Source organism: Anaerotruncus sp. G3(2012) (assembly GCF_000403395.2).
In the GTDB taxonomy this organism is placed as follows: Bacteria; Bacillota; Clostridia; order Oscillospirales; family Ruminococcaceae; genus Anaerotruncus.
Map to the genome: position 1 here is coordinate 531,681 of NZ_KE159657.1, position 18,142 is coordinate 549,822.

Sequence of the window (18,142 nt, forward strand, 5' to 3'; positions counted from 1 at the left end):
CGGCTTTCCCACCGAAAGCGTTGTTTCCCACATGACAGCAGGTCTCCTGGCTCGGATTCATCCTCAGTTCTGGTCTTCCCGGTCTCCCAGTGACATCTTCAGAACCTCGTCCTCCATACAGTAGCGGGGGCTGCTCTGATTCCATCGTCAAAAGCGCATTTGGCGGGCTGACGATATAGATTCCCTGTCAGGCCTTGCGGCACTGCCATGCGTATAGGATTTGTCGGCTGCCGCTGTGCAGGAATATCTGCACCTGGGCATCTGCACTGGGAGAGTCTCCCCATGCAATTTTATAATCGAAATACATCAAAAGGATCAAAGTGTTCTTTTGATGCCTGCGGCCTTTTGGCCGCAGGGAGCCGCCAAAGGCGGTTCTATTTCGTATTATATAGTGAATAAGCATGCATACAGCATGCTTGCGGGTATTTACCCGCTGCTTGAAAACAGAATTGTTTTCAAGTGTATTATACAAGGATAGGAGCGGAGTTGTCAATGGCGCATTTTCCGGTCATCTTGACAGGGAACTGCGCAATATGCTAAAATTATCCAAAGCAGAAACGGGACGTCCCGTTTCTGTCTCTCATACGAGAGACAGAAACGGGACGTCCCGTTTCTGTCTCTCATACGAGAGACAGAAATACGATTGATCTGCCGGGCTTCCCACATTACGATAGAAAATAAGGAGCGTTTAAAAATGGTATCAAAAAAGCAGATTCTCGAAGAGCTGGAGCGTGTTAACAGCAGGGTGGGACAGCTCGAGCAGACCTGCCGGATGCAGGCGGAGCGGTGTGATGAGAAGATCGGGAAGCTGGAGGAGCAGGACGCACAGCTTGGGCAAAAATACGGCGAAGAAATCTGCAAATTGGAAGAGCGGCTTGGACAGAAGTGCAAGGAAGAAACCAGCAGATTGGAGGAACAGGCTGACCAGAAATACGGTGGGGGAATCGACAAACTGGAAGCGGCTGTTTTTCAGCTGGAAGCCTCCATTGCTGCCATCAGACAGGAGATCTCCAGAGGGGAAATGGATCAAGACAGCAAAAAGGCCGCCATGCTCTATGCCTATCGGTACCTGCTTGACCGGGAGCCGGAAAGGCCGGAAATCGTAGAGGGAAACCAGCTTGGCTGGAAAGAGCTGCGGGCCAATTTCATGAATTCTCCGGAGTATAAGTCCTTACAGTCGTACGATATGGTACAGCAGTATGAAGGGCCGTATTTCAGCCTGAACGTAGAAGGGATCACCTATTTTTATGAAAGACAGGATAAGGTCATCCCGCACTATATGATGGGGAGTGGGCGAAACTGGTCGGGAGACGACATCGACAATTTTATCGGCCTTGCGGACCGTGTATATTATCAGGGTAAAGCACCTCAATCTGGCATTTTCCTGGATATAGGTGGAAATATTGGGACAACCTCCATCTACTGTAAGATGAAGCTGAAAAAGGCGTTCCGGTTCATTGCGTTTGAGCCTTACAGCATCTGTGCAAAGCTGCTGCGGTGCAATGCGGAGATCAATGGAATCGGTCCGGAATTTCAGGTGGAACAGATCGCGTTGTCGGACCAGGTGAGAGAAAAAGCGGCGCTCCGCGTCAACAGTATGGAAAATCAGGGAGGAAACAGCCTGATAACGGGCAGCAAGGAGGATGCGGATGAGATTGTCGCAACCACCACGCTTGACCAGTATTTAAAAGAGCACAATATTGCGCAGAGCGAGATCAAATATATCTGGATTGATGTAGAAGGACACGAGTATGAAGTATTGAAGGGGAGCCGTTCGCTCTATCAAAGCCACAAAATTCCCACCTGTATCGAATTCAATCAGGATCGTTATCATGCCTCTGGAAATTATGAAGAGATGATCGCCATGCTGGAGGAGTATTTTGATTCTTTTGCGATCAGCGCACAGGTTACGGAAGGGAACGAAACCTTCCGCCCGATTTCTGAAGTGAAGCTGCTGTGGGAAGAGCTAAACCACGAGCCATGCGATCTGATCCTTCTGTAAAAGGCTATACCTGCTGAAATGAAAAGAGCACTTTTCTGTCAAGAAAAAAGTGCTCTTTTTCTGCATTTGGTGCGCTGATGCGTATTTTGTATGTTTCCGGTAAAATTTGCCCACACTAGTTCCAGAAAAAACGAATGGACGGATAGGGCAATGGACAAACAACGCTTACAAAAAATTGAAAAAAAGGCGCAAGACGCATATCAGCGCGCGCTCCAGAAATCCGACGGCATCCGCCAGCTGCGTTATATCCTGAAGGACGCGCTGCTGTTGCTGCGCAAGACTTATCATGCGCTGGAACAGCAGCCGCAGGACGGCTGGAAAAGATGGGTATATGACCATTTTTACGCATTCGAGGGACATGCCCTCCATACGATCGAGGAGATGCAGAGTCTGCGCGGACGTGGAATCCCGCTTTACCGAATCACGTTTCTGCTTTACGAAGTATTTTCGGATGGACAGGAACCGCTTGGTCAGGAGGCGGTGGAACAGGCGCTCCGAACCGCCAATGCGACTGCTGAACTGGAGGAATGCCAGCTCAGTTTTGTTTATACGGCATTGAAAGGGATCCTGATCTTGATTGCGGCGGATGCATGCAGAGACGACTGTTCTGAGGAGAGGCGGGAACCGCTGCTTACCTATGCGGCAGCGGGACTGGATGCGGTCTATGAGATCGACTTTGACAAAGTCAGCCGGCATTGCAGCCCGGTGGAATCAATATTGGAGCAGGATCCATCATGCGTTTACCTGCGGATGGAGCGGGAATCCAGGGCGCATTACCGACAGATTGTGGCGCGGATTGCACAGCGCTCGGGGATCGCAGAAAGTCAGGTGGCACGCGATGTGCTGCACTGCGCCCAGCAGGCGGATGCGGAGCGGGAACGGCATGTGGGATTTTACCTGCTTAACCGCGATCCACAGGAAATCCATGCCCACCGGATGGGCGGCATCCTGCTTGCAGCAGTCTGGCTGATCCCGCTGGCGCTCTGTGTCCTGCTGGGAGTTTACAGCCTGCCTGCCGCGCTGGCGGCCTATCTGCCGCTGGTGGAGACGGTGCGTCTTTTGCTGACTGCTGCCGCATTGTACAGAACGCGGCCTGCCCATCTGCCGCGCATCCGTCTGGATAATCACGCCCCCAAAACGGTGGTTACGGTCTCCATGGTACTGCCGGATGCTTCGGAATCTGAAACCCTGCTTGCACAGTTTGAGCGGCTTTCTTTTTCCAACCGCGCGGATAACCTGTTTTTCTGTCTGCTTGCCGATCTGCGGGAGGAGAAACGTCCCTGGCATCCACAGGATGAGGCGAATATTGCTGCTGCGAAAAAGGTCTTTGTGCATCTCAACAGCCGGTATGGGGGACGGTTCGTGCTCTTCATCCGCCGGCGCACCTACAACAAGACCCAGGACGCCTATTCAGGCTGGGAACGTAAGCGCGGCGCAATCATCGAATTTGTGCGGTTTTTGCAGGGCGGACAGGTGGAACCGGTCTGCTTTGTTGGGAATCGGGAGCAGCTTACCGAGATGAAATATCTCATCACACTGGATGCGGACACCGGGCTTTCGTTTGACGCGGCAAACCGGCTGATTTCAGTTGCGGAGCACCCGCTCAATCGCCCGGTCATCGACAAACGGCAGATCGTCACCCAGGGGTTCGGCATCCTTGTCCCGCGGATCGGGGTGGATTTGGAGTCCGCGAAGGCCACCGTCTTTACCCGGATCATGGCGGGTGCGGGCGGCATCGCGACCTATGAACAGGCGTGCAGCGACTTCTACCAGGACCTGTTCGGAAGCGCGATCTTTTCGGGCAAGGGATTGATCGACATTCAGACGTTCCATGAGGTGGTTGGACGGCGGTTCCCCGAGGGGGCAGTGCTCAGTCACGATATTCTGGAGGGAGCCTATCTGCGGGTGGGGTTGGTTTCCGATCTGGAGATGACCGACAGCGCACCGCGCAACGCTGCCTCCTGGCTCGCCCGGCTGCACCGTTGGGTGCGCGGGGACTGGCAGAACCTGCGTTTTCTGGGCAGGCAGTTCACTTTGCATGGAGTCAGACGCCCCCATCCGATCAGTACATTGGCCCGCTACCAGCTTTTTGACAACCTGCGCCGGTCGCTCAACCCGGTCTTTGCGGTTTTATGCGTGGTTCTGTCCTGCTTCACGGCGCCGCAGATTTCCGGCATCCTATGCGCGGCGGCATTCCTTTCGATCGCGTTGGGGCCGTTGTTGGGGTGTGTTCGCGCTCTGCTGGGCGGATGGGGCGCAGCAGCTTCCCGCCGGTATTTTGGACACGGATTGCCGCTCGCAATCGAACTTGCGGCGCAGGGTGGGCTTCTGGTTTCCCTATGTGCGGAACAGGCGGTGGCCTCGCTTGATGCAGCGGTGCGCACTCTCGGCCGTCTGCGCACCGGAAAGCACCTGCTCGAGTGGACCACCGCTGCCCAAAGCGAGGTCAGAAGGATCGGTTTTCTGGCAATGCTGCGCCGCAGTTGGGGTACAGCGGCGCTGGGCGGATTGCTCGTCCTGTTTGCACCGGCGGGCCGCTGGTGGATACGCCTGTTCGGGCTTTTCTTTCTGCTTTATCCGGCCCTAGCGGCGGTAACTGCCCGGAAATGCCCGGATCGTAGCCCCGCTCTTTCGGACGAAGAGCGTCGGGAACTGCTGGGCTGGTGTGCGCAGATGTTCCGCTATTACGAGGACTACGCCAACGCGGAAAACCATTACCTGCCGCCCGACAACGTACAGTTCTCCCCTGTGGAACGGGTGGCGCGCCGTACCTCCCCGACCAATATCGGGATGCTGCTGCTTTCCAACCTTGCGGCGCGGGATCTGCATCTGATCGACAGCGCCGGGCTTGCGCTGCGGCTTTCGCGCACCTTTGAAACGATCGGGCAGCTTGAAACCTGCCATGGGAACCTCTATAACTGGTATGCGACCGATGATCTGCGGGTGCTCCCTGACCGGTTTGTCTCGGCGGTGGACAGCGGGAACTACCTCTGTGCTCTGGTGACACTCAAGGAGGGTCTTTATGAATATGTACCCTGTGAACCCCGGCTGCAGGAGATTATCGATCAGATTGAGACCATCCTGAAAACCACAGATCTTTCGGTCTTTTACAACCCCAACCGGGAGCTGTTTTCCATCGGGCTGGATCAGAATGGGAACCGGGTTGGCTCCCACTATGATTTCCTGATGAGCGAAGCACGCACGATGAGCTATTATGCGATTGCGTCCCGGCAGGTGCCGCACCGGCACTGGCGCGCGCTCAACCGGTCGATGAGCCGGGAGGGGGCATACGCCGGCCCGATCTCCTGGACCGGCACCCTGTTTGAATATCTCATGCCGCATCTGCTCCTGCCGGTCTGTCAGGGTTCGCTGCTGGGGGAAGCGGTACACTACGCCCTTTGGTGCCAGAATATGCGTGCAAAATGTGCCGGCCTGCCCTGGGGGATCAGCGAGAGCGGCTATTTCGCGTTCGACAGCCAGCTCAACTACCAGTACAAGGCACACGGGGTACAGGCGCTCGCCGCCAAACAGGGGATGGATCGGGAATGTGTCGTCTCCCCCTACTCCAGCTTTCTGGCTCTGCCGTTTGACCCGCACAGCGGGATGGAGAACCTCCGCCGGCTGGAACAGCTTGGGCTGGTCGGGCAGTATGGGTTTTATGAGGCGGCGGATTTCACCGAGGAACGATGCGGCGGGGAATACCGGATCGTACGGTCGTTTATGGCGCACCATGTCGGGATGAGCCTTGCCGCAGCGGTGAACGCGCTTTTCCAGAACCGGATGCAGAAGCGGTTTCTGCGGGACCACGCGATGGGTTCTGCACAGGAATTCCTACAGGAAAAAGTAGCAAAAGATGTGGTGGTGTATGGCAGAATGAGAAAACAGGAACCAACTCCAAGGGAGGGCTTAAAGCGGGAACCGCTCTCCCTCCAGCCGGTGGGGAATCCGGACCAGCCAGTCTGCGGGATGCTCACCGGGAGCGGATTGAGCCATTTTTTTGCGGACACGGGAACCAACTGGCTTTCCTGCGGAGATCAGGAGGTCACCCGCCGGTCCCGCGGCCTGTTGCGGGATAGCCAGGGCATTCTGGCGGTGGTGCGGCTCTGCGGGGAGACGATCAGCGCGGTTGCCGCTCCCTTCTTTCAGGAAGGGGTGGAGCACCGGTTCGGGTGCGCGGGCGGACAGGCGGCCTATCAGGCGCGCAAAGGGAATCTGGGGGTTTCCCAGACATTTGTAATCGACCGGTCGCTCCCGGTAGAGGGATGCACCGTAACGGTTCAGAATGGCACCGGGATTCAGGCGGTTGCCGACCTGCTGTTCTATCTCGAACCAGTGCTTTCGACCGAAAGTGCGTATGCCGCTCATCCCGCCTTTTCCAAGCTGTTTGTCTGCGGCGGGCGGGAACAGGCGGCGGATACGGTGGTCTTTTCCCGCCGGAACCGGGACGGTTCGGACGGGCTGTTCCTGACCCTCGGGTTCGACCGGCGGTACAGCTACGCCTATGCCCTGCGCCGGGAGGATGTGACCCCCTATCCGGACGGGCTGCAAAACCTGCTTCGGTTCGACACGCTTCCGTTTGACGGGGGGACTGCCACCCCGGACGGCTGCTGCGCGCTCCGGCTGTCCACACTGGTTCCGGCGGAGGGAGAGGCCCAGGTCACCCTGCTGCTCTCTGTGGCGGCAACGCTGGAGGAAAGCGTAGGAAACCTGATTTCGGTGCGGGAACGTGGGGTACAGCCTGCGCAGCCGGTTCTGCCGGAGGATTCCCTCGCCGGACGGATGGCGCGGACCTTTTTGCCCGCACTTCTGTTTGGGACTGGGATTCCCGAACCAATCCGGCAGGCGCGTGCGGAAAGCCGGCGCGGGCAGGATGCGCTCTGGTCGCTGGGAATTTCAGGGGACCGTCCAATCCTGCTCTACGACTGGCGTACCAGGCCGGAACCGGATTCCCTCGGGGCCTGCCTGCGCTGTTGGGACCAGCTCCGGTTCGCAGGTCTGGAATTTGATCTCTGTCTGTTGGGCGCACCGACGTTCGAACTGCCGGAGGGGGTGCGTGCGCTTGACCCGGACACGCTCGATCCACAGTCCCTCACGGCGCTCTATGCGGCGTCCTGCGGGATTTTTGGGGTCGAAGGGGCTGCCGAAGGGAAGCGGGCGGTTTTTCCCGTCGAGATGCTGCATCTCCTGCCTGCGGAGATTCCAGGGGGAGAGGGCCGGTTCGACCTCGTGGGGGGCGCCTATCTGGACGGATGGTTTTATGTCGATCGGGTGACCCCGCTCCCGTTCACCCACATCCTTGCAAACCGCACCTTCGGGTGCCTGCTCAATGACGCGAGCCTCGGATGCACCTGGTGGAGAAATGCCCACGAATGCAGGCTCTCGTCCTGGAGCAACGACATTGCTTCGGGTCTGGACGGGGAACGGCTGCTCCTGCAAACCACCGAAGGGATTTATGACCTCTGCAAGGGGGCGCGGGCCGCATTTTCCCCGGAAGAGGCGCGCTATATGGGCAGAGCGGGCGGAATTGCCTGTACGGCAGCGGTCGCGCTCTGCGGGGAACAGAGCGCGAAGCAGGTCAGCCTGCGGCTGGAAAACACCAGAATGGTGGAAACCGAGGTGGTCTGCACCTATCTGGTCGAACCGGTACTGGGGGTGAGCCGTCTGACAGCGAAACACCTCCAGATGGAGCAGGATGAAAACTGCCTGCTCCTACACAATCCCTACACCATGTCCGGCTGTTTTGCGGCGATACACGTCCCGGGGGAGCATCCGAGTTACACGTCAAGCCGCGCGGCCCTGCTTTCTGGGGACTGGTCCGCCCGGGAGCTTATCCCAGGCAGCGATCCGGTCATAGGAGTCATGGTGCGCAAACGCCTGCCGCCCCATCAGGCGCAGCAGATCACCTTTGTTCTCGCGGCGGCGGCAAGCCGGGAGGACGCAATCCGCGCGGCAAAGACCGCCTGTCCGGGCGCGGGGCATCCGTTTGAAAGACGCACCATCCGGATTTCCACCCCGAGCGAGCCGCTCGACCGGCTGGTCAACACCTTCCTGCCACATCAGATTCTGGCGGGGCGGCTGTTCGGCAGAAGCGCATTTTATCAGAGTTCGGGGGCGTACGGGTTCCGCGACCAGCTTCAGGATGCGGGCGCCTGTCTTGCGATTGCACCGGACGAAACCCGGCGTCAGATTCTGCGGTGCTGCACCGCGCAGTTTGTACAGGGGGATGTGCTTCACTGGTGGCATCCGCTCCCGCCCGGACGGATGCGCGGGGTGCGCACCCGTTTTTCCGACGACCTGCTCTGGCTGCCCTATACGGTATGTGACTACCTCGAAGCGACCGGGGACAGCACACTGCTGCATCATCCAGTCAGTTTCTGCGCGGGGGAGCCGCTTGAGGAGTCCGAACAGGAGCGGTATTTTGAAACCGGCTACACCAAAGAGAAGGCAAGCGTCTACGGCCACTGCCTCCGGGCGATCGACCGGGCGTCCCGCCTCGGGGACAGGGGAATCCCCCTGATCGGCTGCGGCGACTGGAACGACGGATTTTCCAATGTCGGGGTAGAAGGACGCGGGCAAAGTGTCTGGCTGGGGATGTTCCTTTCGGTTCTGCTCGAACGGTTTGCGCCGGTCTGCGAGCAGCAGGGAGACCCTGTCCGGGCGGAGGGGTTCCGGCGGGATGCGGAACAGCTCCGCAAGCAGATCGACCGAAACTGCTGGGACGGAAGGTGGTACCTGCGGGCATTCTATGACAACGGGATGCCGATGGGGAGCCGCCGGAACGATGAATGTCAGATCGATCTGCTGCCGCAGAGTTTTGCGGTGCTCGCAGAAATGCCCGACTGCACCCGGACCGACGCCGCACTGGACAGCGCGATCCGCCGCCTTGTGGATGGGAAACACCGCTTGGTGCGGCTGTTCACCCCGCCATTCGACCGCTCGGAGCAGCAACCCGGATATGTCGGGGCCTATCCGGCCGGAATCCGGGAAAATGGCGGTCAGTACACCCATGCGGCGGTCTGGTTTGCGATGGCACTGCTGCGTGCGGGGCGGCGTCAGGAGGGATGGGATCTGCTCGATCTGCTGAATCCATCCTCCAGATGCACCGATGGGACCCTTGCCCGCCAGTTCAAGACCGAGCCCTACTGGATGCCTGCCGACATCTACACCCATAGCGGGGTCTGTGGACACGGAGGTTGGAGCCTTTATACCGGAGCGGCGGGCTGGTACTACCGCGCGGTGCTTGAAGAGCTGCTGGGCCTGCGGTTCCGGGACGGGAGGCTCACCCTTTCACCCAGCCTGCCTCCCGAATGGAACCGGTTTTCCGCGTCCATCCGGGAGGGGGACGCTGTCCTCTTGGTCGAGGTGGTGCGCACCGGGAACCGTTCGCTCACGGTGGACGGACAGCCGGCTGAACAAATCCCTGCGGACGGTGGCTCCCATACGATTTTGTTAACGATTTAAAAACAGGATGAAAAAGTTGGTACAATCGCGGGAATCTGTGCTATAATAAGGTCTACCGGGCCAGCCGCTTCATGGTTTATCATGGGGAACGGCTGGGTTCGGCGCCGCGATGCGGCGTGTGCAGTCAGAATGTCGTATCTACAATTTTATCTTTCAGACAGGAGATCATTCGATGAGCAATTCATTTCAGCGAGAACAGCTCTGTGACGGAGTGCACTTCAGCAGTGTCACAGATCCCAAATTCAAGCACAACCGCATAACAGCCAATCTGGTGATCCCGCTCGACCGCGAGACGGTGACCGACAACGCAGTAGTTCCGTTCCTCCTGCGCAAGGGGTGCAGAAGCTGCCCGGATTTTACCAGGCTCAACCGGAAACTCTACGAGCTGTATGGCGCGTCGCTCGCCTGTGATGTGACAAAATATGGCGGCTGCCAGTCGCTTGATCTGTCGATCTATGGGGTTGACGACCGGTTCACCCTCGGCGGGGAGGAGATGGTCCGTCCCTGCGCGCAGCTTTTGACCGACATCCTGCTCGATCCAGCCTTTGCAGACGGTGTGTTCCCAGAAAAGGATGTGGAACTCGAGCGGCAGCAGATCATTGACGTGCTCGAAAGCCAGATCAACGACAAGCGGTTCTATGCGATGAGCCGGTGCCAGTCGATCATGTGCGAAGGGGAAAAGATCGCGATCGAAAAGTATGGCTATATCGAGGACGCGCACAAAATTACCCCGGCTTCGGCAGCAGATGCCTACCGCCGGATTCTTCGCAGCGCCCAGATCGAACTGCTCTTTGTCGGCTGCGGAAATCCCGCGACCGCGAAGGAAATTTTCCGGCAGGCGTTCTCATCTGTGGAGCGCGCACCGGTCCCGGTGGAACCGGTCCACACCCGCCCCAGAGCCGAGCAGGTCAACGAGGTGACCGAACAGCTGGATGTCGCGCAGTCAAAACTGGTGCTGGGCTTCCGCACCGGCGGCATCGGCGGTGACCTCAAAAAGCTTGCTGCCATGCGGGTCATGGTTGCGCTCTATGGCGGGACCCCCAATTCCCGCCTGTTCCTCCATGTGCGGGAGAAGCAGAGCCTCTGCTACTACTGCTCCGCCCGTCTGAACCGGCTCACCGGGCTGATGTTCGTGGACAGCGGGGTGGAGAAGGCCAACAAACAGAAGGCGTACGACGAGATCATGAACCAGTTCCGGGTGATGCAGAGGGGCGAATTTACCGATGATGAGATCACCGCGACCAAGCTGCTGATGCAGACTTCGTTGAACGCGGTGGGGGATTCGCTCGGCGCAATCGACGACTGGTATATGACCCAGATCATGATGGGCAGGGCCTGTTCGCCCGAGGAGGAAAGCGCGATGATCGAGGCGGTAACCCGCGAAGAGATTGTCGAGGCGGCCGGCCAGGTCACGTTGGATACCGTTTATTTTCTCACCGGAAAGGAGGCGGAGTAAATGGAAAAGACCATCATCCGCTCGGAACGTCTGGGGATCGAGGTCTGCCGGATCAAACACGACTCGGGGCTGACCATGCTGCTCTGCCCCATGGAAGGGTTCTCGACCGCCTACGCGGCGTTTACAACCAAGCTCGGCTCGGTGGACACCCGGTTTAAAACCCAGGATGACGCGGATTTTGTGGATGTTCCGGAGGGGGTCGCCCATTTCCTCGAGCATAAGATGTTCGAAAATGAGGAAGGGGACGCATTTGCCCGGTATGCAAAAACCGGCGCTTCGGCAAACGCGTTCACCTCGTTCGACCGCACGAGCTATCTGTTTGCCTGCACCGACCGGTTTTCGGAATCGCTCGAAATCCTGCTGGATTTTGTCCGCCGGCCCTATTTTACTGAAGCGTCGGTGCAGAAGGAGCAGGGAATTATCGGACAGGAAATCCGGATGTACGATGACAGCGGGGACTGGCGGGTGATGTTCAACCTGCTCGGCGCGCTCTATCACAACCATCCGGTGCGCATCGACATTGCGGGCACCGTTGAGTCGATCGCGCAGATCGACCACGAACTGCTATACCGCTGCCACCGCACCTTCTATCATCTCAATAACATGGTGCTTTGCGTGGCGGGCAACTTTACGGTCGGGCAGGTGCTGGAGGTCGCCGGACGGGTGCTGAAACCGGACGCCAAGCCGGTGGAGATCGAGCGCGGCAGGGTCGATGAGCCGGATTCGATCTGTCAGCCGCTGGTCGAACAGAAACTTTCGGTCGCAACGCCGCTCTTCCACTTCGGATTCAAAGGGGTTTCCAGCGGTGAAGCGGGCAACCTGAAAAATCAGATTCTGGACGAGATGCTCTGTGACCTGATCGCAGGGGAGGCTTCCCCGCTCTACCGCAGGCTGTATGATGCGGGGATCATCAACGCGACGTTCGGTACCGAGGTGATGGCAGGACGCGATTATATGTGCGCGATCTTCTCGGGTGAATCGCGTGAGCCGGAAAAGGTGGCGGAGCAGATCAGGGAAGAGGTCGCGGCGCTCAGGCGGGACGGGATCGACCGGGAGCAGTTCGAGCTGATCCGGCGGGCAACCTATGGGCGGTATATCGGCCTGTACAGCCGCACCGAGCCGGTCGCGGGGCTGATGTGCGCCGCCCACTTCGCGGGGATCGACGACATCTTCTCTCTGCTTGACGTCATCGCCAACGCAACCCTTGAACAGATGGAAGAGCGGCTGCGGGTCGCGTTCGATCCGGAGAAATCCGCACTTTCGATCGTCCGGCCGCAGGACAGCGAGACAGGGGGAACGGTGGAATGAGTATGGAAAGGCATACGGTCGCTTTCCCCGGGCTTGGGATTGAGCCGTTCCAGCTCGACCGGGTGGCGTTCACCATCCCCGGGATCGACTGGCCGGTCTACTGGTACGGTATCCTTTTTGCATTGGCGTTCCTGCTCGCAATCCTGTATATTTCCAAACGCGCGCCTGTCTTCGGTCTGGACCCGGACCGGGCGCTTGACGTGGTGCTCGGCGGCGCGCTGGGCGGGATTATCGGTGCGCGGGCCTATTTCGTAATCTTTTCGTGGGACCAGTACAAGGACAATCTGGTCAATATTTTTAAAATCTGGGAAGGCGGAATCGCGATCTATGGGAGCGTGATCGGCGGGTTCCTCGCCGGGTATCTGACCTGCCGGATTCGCAAAGTGAAGTTTCTGCCCATGGCAGACCTCGCGGTTGGCGGGCTGATTCTCGGGCAGGCAATCGGGCGCTGGGGCAACTTCGTCAATATCGAGGCGTTTGGAAGCGTCACCGGCGGCGCGTGGCGGATGTGCTCCCCCGCAGCAGCGGATTTCCTGCTTCGCACAGGGCAGATCGACCAGACGGTTGCCGACCAGATCACGGCCGGGACGCTCGGTGTACATCCAACCTTTTTCTATGAATCGGTCTGGTGCCTGACCGGGTTCCTGCTGATCGTCTGGATGACCGGCCGCCGCCGGTTTGACGGTCAGCTCACCCTCTTCTATGCAGGCTGGTACGGGCTTGGCCGGTCGGTGATTGAAGGGCTGCGCACCGACAGCCTGATGTGGGGAAGCGTACGGGTTTCGCAGGCGCTCGCAGTGGTGCTGGTGATCGCATCGGCCGCGGCAGTATTTGTGGTTTGCCGGAAGATCAAAAGCGCGGACGGCCCGGACCGCTGGAAACTTTATGTGGATACCGAAGAAGGACAGGCCATCCTGCGCGGGGAATTCTATTCCAGGCCGCAGGAAGGGCCGGTCGCGGCAGAGGAAGAGGAGCCGGCGCAAACAGAACAGCCGGACAGCGGGATGCCGGCAGGGCAGGACGCTGCCCCAAAGGAGGAGGAAGAGCAGGATGAACGCAAAACTGATTGACGGGAAAGCGGTAAGCGCTGAACTGCGCGGGCAGATGAAGGCGGAGGTTGCCGCGCTCGCGGAGGAGGGGATCACCCCGGGACTGGCAGTGGTGCTGGTCGGGGAGGACCCGGCCTCGCAGGTCTATGTACGCAACAAGGAAAAAGCGTGTGAAGAGCTGGGGATTTACTCGGAAAAATATCTGCTTCCTGCCCAGACAACACAGGAAGAACTGCTCGCGCTGGTGGACAAGCTCAACGGAAAGCCGGACATTGACGGTATCCTGGTCCAGCTCCCGCTGCCCGGGCATCTTGATGAAAAGGCTGTGATTGCGGCCATTTCCCCGGAAAAGGATGTGGACGCGTTCCATGCGCAGAATGTCGGGAAAATCATGATTGGCAACTACAAATTCCTGCCCTGCACACCGGCAGGGGTGATGGAACTGCTGCGTGCGGCGCAGGTCGAGGTGAGCGGCAAGGAATGCGTCGTGATCGGGCGCAGCAACATTGTCGGCAAACCGATGGCGATGCTCCTGCTGCACCAGAACGGGACGGTCACTATCTGCCATTCGCGGACCAGAGACCTCGCGGAGGTCACCCGGCGGGCGGACATTCTGGTCGCGGCGGTTGGAAAGGCAAAGTTTGTCACCGCGGATATGGTCAAGCAGGGGGCGACTGTCATCGACGTGGGGATGAACCGCGACGAAAATGGTAAACTCTGTGGGGATGTGGACTTTGACGCAGTCTGCGAGGTTGCAGGCGCGATTACCCCGGTTCCGGGCGGCGTTGGGCCAATGACCATCACCATGCTGATGAAAAATACAATTGCCGCCGCGAAACGCTGATTGTATTTCGTGGTATCTGCGCGGGCCAGGCGCGAGCGGCAATGGGCCTCGGATACGGCATCGAAAAAAGATTGCGAAAGAGACGTTCTTGTGTCAGAGCCTCTTTCGCAATTCTTTTTTTGTCTTGCAGCTTTTCCGGACAGGCATTATAATGGAAGGGTATCAAAAGAAGATGCGCACTGTGCCGAGCGCCAGCAGCAGCGCGCCGGAAAGACAGCCGGCCGCACGTCTGCTGACGGTACGTCTATGTAGGACACGTCCGGCAGAAGCGCCGAGCGACAGGCAGGCCGCCTGCATCAGTCCGACAGTGACAGGCAGCCTCCATTCTATCCCGGTGCTTCCCAGCGCAAGCCCGATCCCGGCCCCAAGCATATCCATCGACAGGGAAATCCCAAGGAAGGCCGCTTCCATAAGGTCGATGGTTCCGGAATGATCCAGGTCGCCCTGTTCGGGGTTTCGGATGACCTGGATGGTCATGCCGAGCGAGTGGAAGATATGGGGGCTGGGGGGACTGGGCGGTTTTTCGGGCAGCAGGGAGCGGATGACCGAAAGCGCTCCCAGCAGCAGCAAAATGCCTGCGCCAAGCAGAGATGCCATGCTGTTCGGAATCAAAACGCGCAGCAGGGAGCCCGCGCTGATCGAAAGGGCTGCAAAGGCGGCGGAGAGCAGCGCAACAGCCGCTTTTGCCGGGGCACTGATTTTGACCCCGCGCAGGCCGAGCGCAAGACCGGCGGCAAAGCCGTCGGCACTCAGGGCAAACGCGGTAAAGCATAAGAACAGAAACATTCCAGACACCACCTGTTCAGGATTTCCCGCAAGGGGGCATTGTTCTATCCTATGGACAGTGTTTGGGTTTGGTTCAAAACAGTGGAAGGATGGTTATTGACAATGCAGATTTTTTCCAGAGCTGAAATCCTGCTGCCGCAGGGGGAAGACCTTTCCGGGTGGAGCGTGGTCGCGTGCGACCAGTACACCTCCGAGCCGGACTACTGGGACCGGGTGGAGCAGCGCACACAGGGAATCCCTTCATCATCCCATCTGATTATCCCGGAAGCATACCTGAGCCAGCCCGGGCTGGATGGGCGGATCAGCCGGGTGAATGCGGAGATGCAGAAATACCTTTCGGAAGGGCTGTTCCGCACCCTTCCGGACAGCTACCTCTATCTGGAACGGGAGCTGGCCCCGGGAAAGGTGCGCCATGGGCTGATCGGAAAGATCGACCTTGAAGCGTATGACTATAAGCCGGGCAGCCAGTCGGGGGTGCGGCCGACCGAAGGGACGGTCGAAAGCCGCCTGCCGCCGCGCATCCGGGTGCGGCAGGACGCGCCGCTGGAACTGCCGCATGTTATGGTGCTGATTGACGATCCGGATGGCCTGGTGATCGAGCCGCTTGCGGCACAGGCTGCGCAGATGCAGCAGGTCTACCAGTTCACACTGATGGAAAATGGGGGAGCTGTGCGCGGCTGGTCGCTCGACCAGGCCGGGGCCGACCGGGTGGATCAGGCGCTTGCGCGGCTCGCAGAGCAGGCCGAACAGGCCAACCGGGCGATCGCGCCGGACAAGGCGCCGCTCTATTTTGCCATGGGGGATGGCAACCATTCGCTTGCAACCGCGAAAGCCTGTTATGAGCAGCTCAAGCAGACACTGCCCGAGGAGGAATGGAAAAACCACCCGGCGCGGTATGCGCTGGTAGAGCTGGTCAATCTGCACGATGCGGCGCTGGAGTTCGAGCCGATCCACCGGGTGGTGTTTGGCGTGAAGCCGCAGGAACTGCTGGACGAACTGAACCGGTTCTGTGAGATTTCCCAAACCGGTGAGGGGCAGTCCTTTGAGTGGCGGACAGCCGACCGTTCCGGCAGGATCGTTGTGAAGAACCCGCCCTCCCAGCTTGCGGTTGGAACGCTTCAGCTCTTTATCGACCGTTACCTTGCTTCCCACGGCGGCGAGGTGGACTATATCCATGGGGAGGATACCCTCGAAAAACTCTGTCAGAGGGAAGACGCCATCGGGTTCCTGCTCCCTGTCATGGGCAAAGACGAGCTGTTCCGCACCGTCCAGATCGACGGCGCGCTCCCCAGAAAAACCTTTTCGATGGGGCATGCACATGAAAAACGGTTCTATCTCGAGTGCCGGAAAATCCGATAAGGGCTGTCAAGCACAGGATTCCCCGATGTCTCTCAAATTTTTGAAGGAGTGTGCAGGATGGAACGAAAGAGCGCGATAAAACTGGCGCTGGGCGAAGAACTGCCCGAGCTGGTACTCAAGCACGCGAAGGTGGTCAACGTATTCACCCGGGAGATCGAAGAAGCCGACGTCGCGATTTCGGACGGTATGATCTGCGGTGTGGGCAGCTATTGCGGGAAGAACGAGGTGGAGCTTGGCGGCGCATATCTGGTCCCTGGCTTCATCAACGCTCACTGTCATGTAGAAAGCTCGATGGTCACCCCGCTTGACTACGGCCCGGAAGAACTGCGCTGGGGGGTCACCACGCTGGTTACCGACCCTCACGAGATCGCAAATGTTCTGGGCGCAGAGGGTATCCGGTTTATGCTTCGGGCAGCCGAAGGGAGCGGTGTCAACTACTATGTGCAGGTACCCTCCTGTGTGCCGGCAACCCCGTTCGAGCACGCCGGAGAGGTGCTCACCGCTGAGAAGATGGAACCGCTCAAATCCGACCCGCGGGTGTTGGGGCTGGGCGAGATGATGAACTATCCGGGGGTGGCGGGCTGCGACCCGGAGGTGCTCGCCAAACTGGAACTGTTTGGCGAAAGCGTGATCGACGGGCATGCACCTTCCCTTTCCGGGAAAGGGTTGCAGGCATATGTGGCGGCGGGCATCCATACCGACCATGAGAGCACCACTTACGAAGAGGCGCGGGAAAAGCTGCGCGCAGGCATGGCGGTGCTGGTGCGGGAGGGGAGCGCCTCCAAAAACCTCCGGGACATCCTCACCGGTGTGGTCCGTGACCGTATTGACACGACCTGTCTGGCGTTCTGCACCGATGACAAGCACCTTGCGGATATCCGCCGGGAGGGCACCATCCGCTGGAACATCCGGCTGGCGGTTGAGCTTGGCCTGGACCCGCTCACTGCTATCCAGATGGCGACCATCAATGCCGCGCGGATCTATCGCCTGCCCAGACTGGGAGCCGTTGCGGTTGGTTATCGGGCGGATCTCGTCGTGCTGGACAACCTCACCGACTTCAACGTGCTTTCGGTCTATAAAGATGGAGAACAGAAGGTGCGCAGCGGTAGATTGACGTTTGGATACGCCTGGGGGACGGTCGGGGATGTGGAAAACGCTGTCAATCTCGCGCCGCTCCCACCGGACGCGTTTGCCCTGCCCGAGCGGGCGGAGCATCCGGTAATCCGGATTGTAAAGGGGCAGATCGTAACGGCTGCATCCACTGTCCCGGCAGATGCAGTGGACGAACAGATCGCTTCGGGCAGACTGCGCAAAATCGCGGTGATCGAGCGCCACCATGCGACCGGTAATATTGGTGTTGGGTTGATCGAGGGGTATGGGTTGACTCACGGAGCGGTTGCGACCACCGTTGCGCATGATTCGCACAACCTGATTGTGGTCGGAGACAACGACGCGGACCTGTTTGCGGCGGTTGAGGAGATCAAACGGATCGCAGGAGGATACACGATTGTGCAGGACGGCCACGTGCTCGGGTCGCTGCCTCTGCCGATCGCCGGACTGATGAGTACAGGACCGGCTGACCGCCTGATTGCCGATCTCGACAGCATGATTGAAAAGGCGCGGCGGGCAGGGGTCGCGGAAGGGATTGACCCATTCATTACCCTGAGTTTCATGGCGCTTCCGGTGATCCCGGAAATCCGGATCACCGATATGGGGGTTTTTGATGTGAATAGGTTCCAGTTCCTATAGTCGGGCGACCGGTAGTCCCCATTTTTTGAAATTCTGTGAAAAAATCGGAAAAGGCATCGGCACATATCAGTGCCGATGCCTTTTTGCCTTGGCGCACTTTCTGAACTGCGTCAGTTTTTTGCGAATTC

The 18,142-nt window shown here is 58.9% G+C and carries 9 protein-coding genes and 1 riboswitch; of the genes, 8 read left to right on the forward strand and 1 reads right to left on the reverse strand.

All coding sequences use genetic code 11. The annotated features are described in order from the left end of the window. Positions 1-18: 18 nt before the first annotated feature. A riboswitch (cobalamin riboswitch) is annotated at positions 19-222 on the reverse strand. Between the two features lie 472 nt (positions 223-694). The 6 genes from C814_RS08350 (at position 695) to folD (ending at position 14,120) form a co-directional block, all read left to right on the forward strand. Then, entirely contained in the window at positions 695-2,002 is a 1,308-nt protein-coding gene (locus tag C814_RS08350; protein WP_016315226.1) for an FkbM family methyltransferase, read from the forward strand. 150 nt (positions 2,003-2,152) lie between these two features. Next, a complete protein-coding gene (locus C814_RS08355) occupies positions 2,153-9,463 on the forward strand; it encodes a GH36-type glycosyl hydrolase domain-containing protein (protein ID WP_016315227.1) in 7,311 nt (2,436 codons plus the stop codon). Between the two features lie 172 nt (positions 9,464-9,635). Then, positions 9,636-10,919, forward strand: a complete 1,284-nt coding sequence (gene yfmF, locus C814_RS08360) for an EF-P 5-aminopentanol modification-associated protein YfmF (protein ID WP_016315228.1) — start codon at positions 9,636-9,638, stop codon at positions 10,917-10,919. Continuing rightward, the gene (gene yfmH / locus C814_RS08365) at positions 10,920-12,227 is read left to right on the forward strand and encodes an EF-P 5-aminopentanol modification-associated protein YfmH (RefSeq protein WP_016315229.1); all 1,308 of its coding nucleotides are present in this window, start codon (positions 10,920-10,922) and stop codon (positions 12,225-12,227) included. Beyond that, on the forward strand, positions 12,224-13,297 hold the full coding sequence (gene lgt, locus C814_RS08370; protein WP_016315230.1) for a prolipoprotein diacylglyceryl transferase: 1,074 nt from the start codon (positions 12,224-12,226) through the stop codon (positions 13,295-13,297). Before yfmH ends, lgt begins: the two co-directional genes overlap by 4 nt. After that, the gene (gene folD, locus C814_RS08375) at positions 13,278-14,120 is read left to right on the forward strand and encodes a bifunctional methylenetetrahydrofolate dehydrogenase/methenyltetrahydrofolate cyclohydrolase FolD (protein WP_016315231.1); all 843 of its coding nucleotides are present in this window, start codon (positions 13,278-13,280) and stop codon (positions 14,118-14,120) included. The genes lgt and folD overlap by 20 nt, the downstream gene beginning before the upstream one ends. 162 nt (positions 14,121-14,282) lie before the next feature. Here the strand turns inward: folD and C814_RS08380 are convergent, their stop codons facing one another. Then, positions 14,283-14,906, reverse strand: a complete 624-nt coding sequence (locus C814_RS08380; protein ID WP_016315232.1) for a manganese efflux pump — start codon at positions 14,904-14,906, stop codon at positions 14,283-14,285. Between the two features lie 102 nt (positions 14,907-15,008). On the opposite strand from C814_RS08380, the gene C814_RS08385 reads away from it, so the two are divergent. After that, positions 15,009-16,265 carry a DUF1015 domain-containing protein gene (locus C814_RS08385; protein ID WP_016315233.1) on the forward strand — a complete coding sequence of 419 codons (1,257 nt, stop codon included), beginning with the start codon at positions 15,009-15,011 and terminating at the stop codon, positions 16,263-16,265. A gap of 57 nt (positions 16,266-16,322) precedes the next feature. After that, the gene (gene ade, locus C814_RS08390; RefSeq protein ID WP_016315234.1) at positions 16,323-18,014 is read left to right on the forward strand and encodes an adenine deaminase; all 1,692 of its coding nucleotides are present in this window, start codon (positions 16,323-16,325) and stop codon (positions 18,012-18,014) included. Positions 18,015-18,142: the final 128 nt, after the last annotated feature.

What these genes read in the sequence shown, in the direction of transcription:
- C814_RS08380 (WP_016315232.1), bottom strand. Translation starts at nt 14,906, where the DNA reads ATGTTTCTGTTCTTATGCTTTACCGCGTTTGCCCTGAGTGCCGACGGC.
- C814_RS08355 (WP_016315227.1), top strand. Translation starts at nt 2,153, where the DNA reads ATGGACAAACAACGCTTACAAAAAATTGAAAAAAAGGCGCAAGACGCA.
- ade (WP_016315234.1), top strand. Translation starts at nt 16,323, where the DNA reads ATGGAACGAAAGAGCGCGATAAAACTGGCGCTGGGCGAAGAACTGCCC.
- yfmH (WP_016315229.1), top strand. Translation starts at nt 10,920, where the DNA reads ATGGAAAAGACCATCATCCGCTCGGAACGTCTGGGGATCGAGGTCTGC.
- C814_RS08350 (WP_016315226.1), top strand. Translation starts at nt 695, where the DNA reads ATGGTATCAAAAAAGCAGATTCTCGAAGAGCTGGAGCGTGTTAACAGC.
- yfmF (WP_016315228.1), top strand. Translation starts at nt 9,636, where the DNA reads ATGAGCAATTCATTTCAGCGAGAACAGCTCTGTGACGGAGTGCACTTC.
- folD (WP_016315231.1), top strand. Translation starts at nt 13,278, where the DNA reads ATGAACGCAAAACTGATTGACGGGAAAGCGGTAAGCGCTGAACTGCGC.
- lgt (WP_016315230.1), top strand. Translation starts at nt 12,224, where the DNA reads ATGAGTATGGAAAGGCATACGGTCGCTTTCCCCGGGCTTGGGATTGAG.
- C814_RS08385 (WP_016315233.1), top strand. Translation starts at nt 15,009, where the DNA reads ATGCAGATTTTTTCCAGAGCTGAAATCCTGCTGCCGCAGGGGGAAGAC.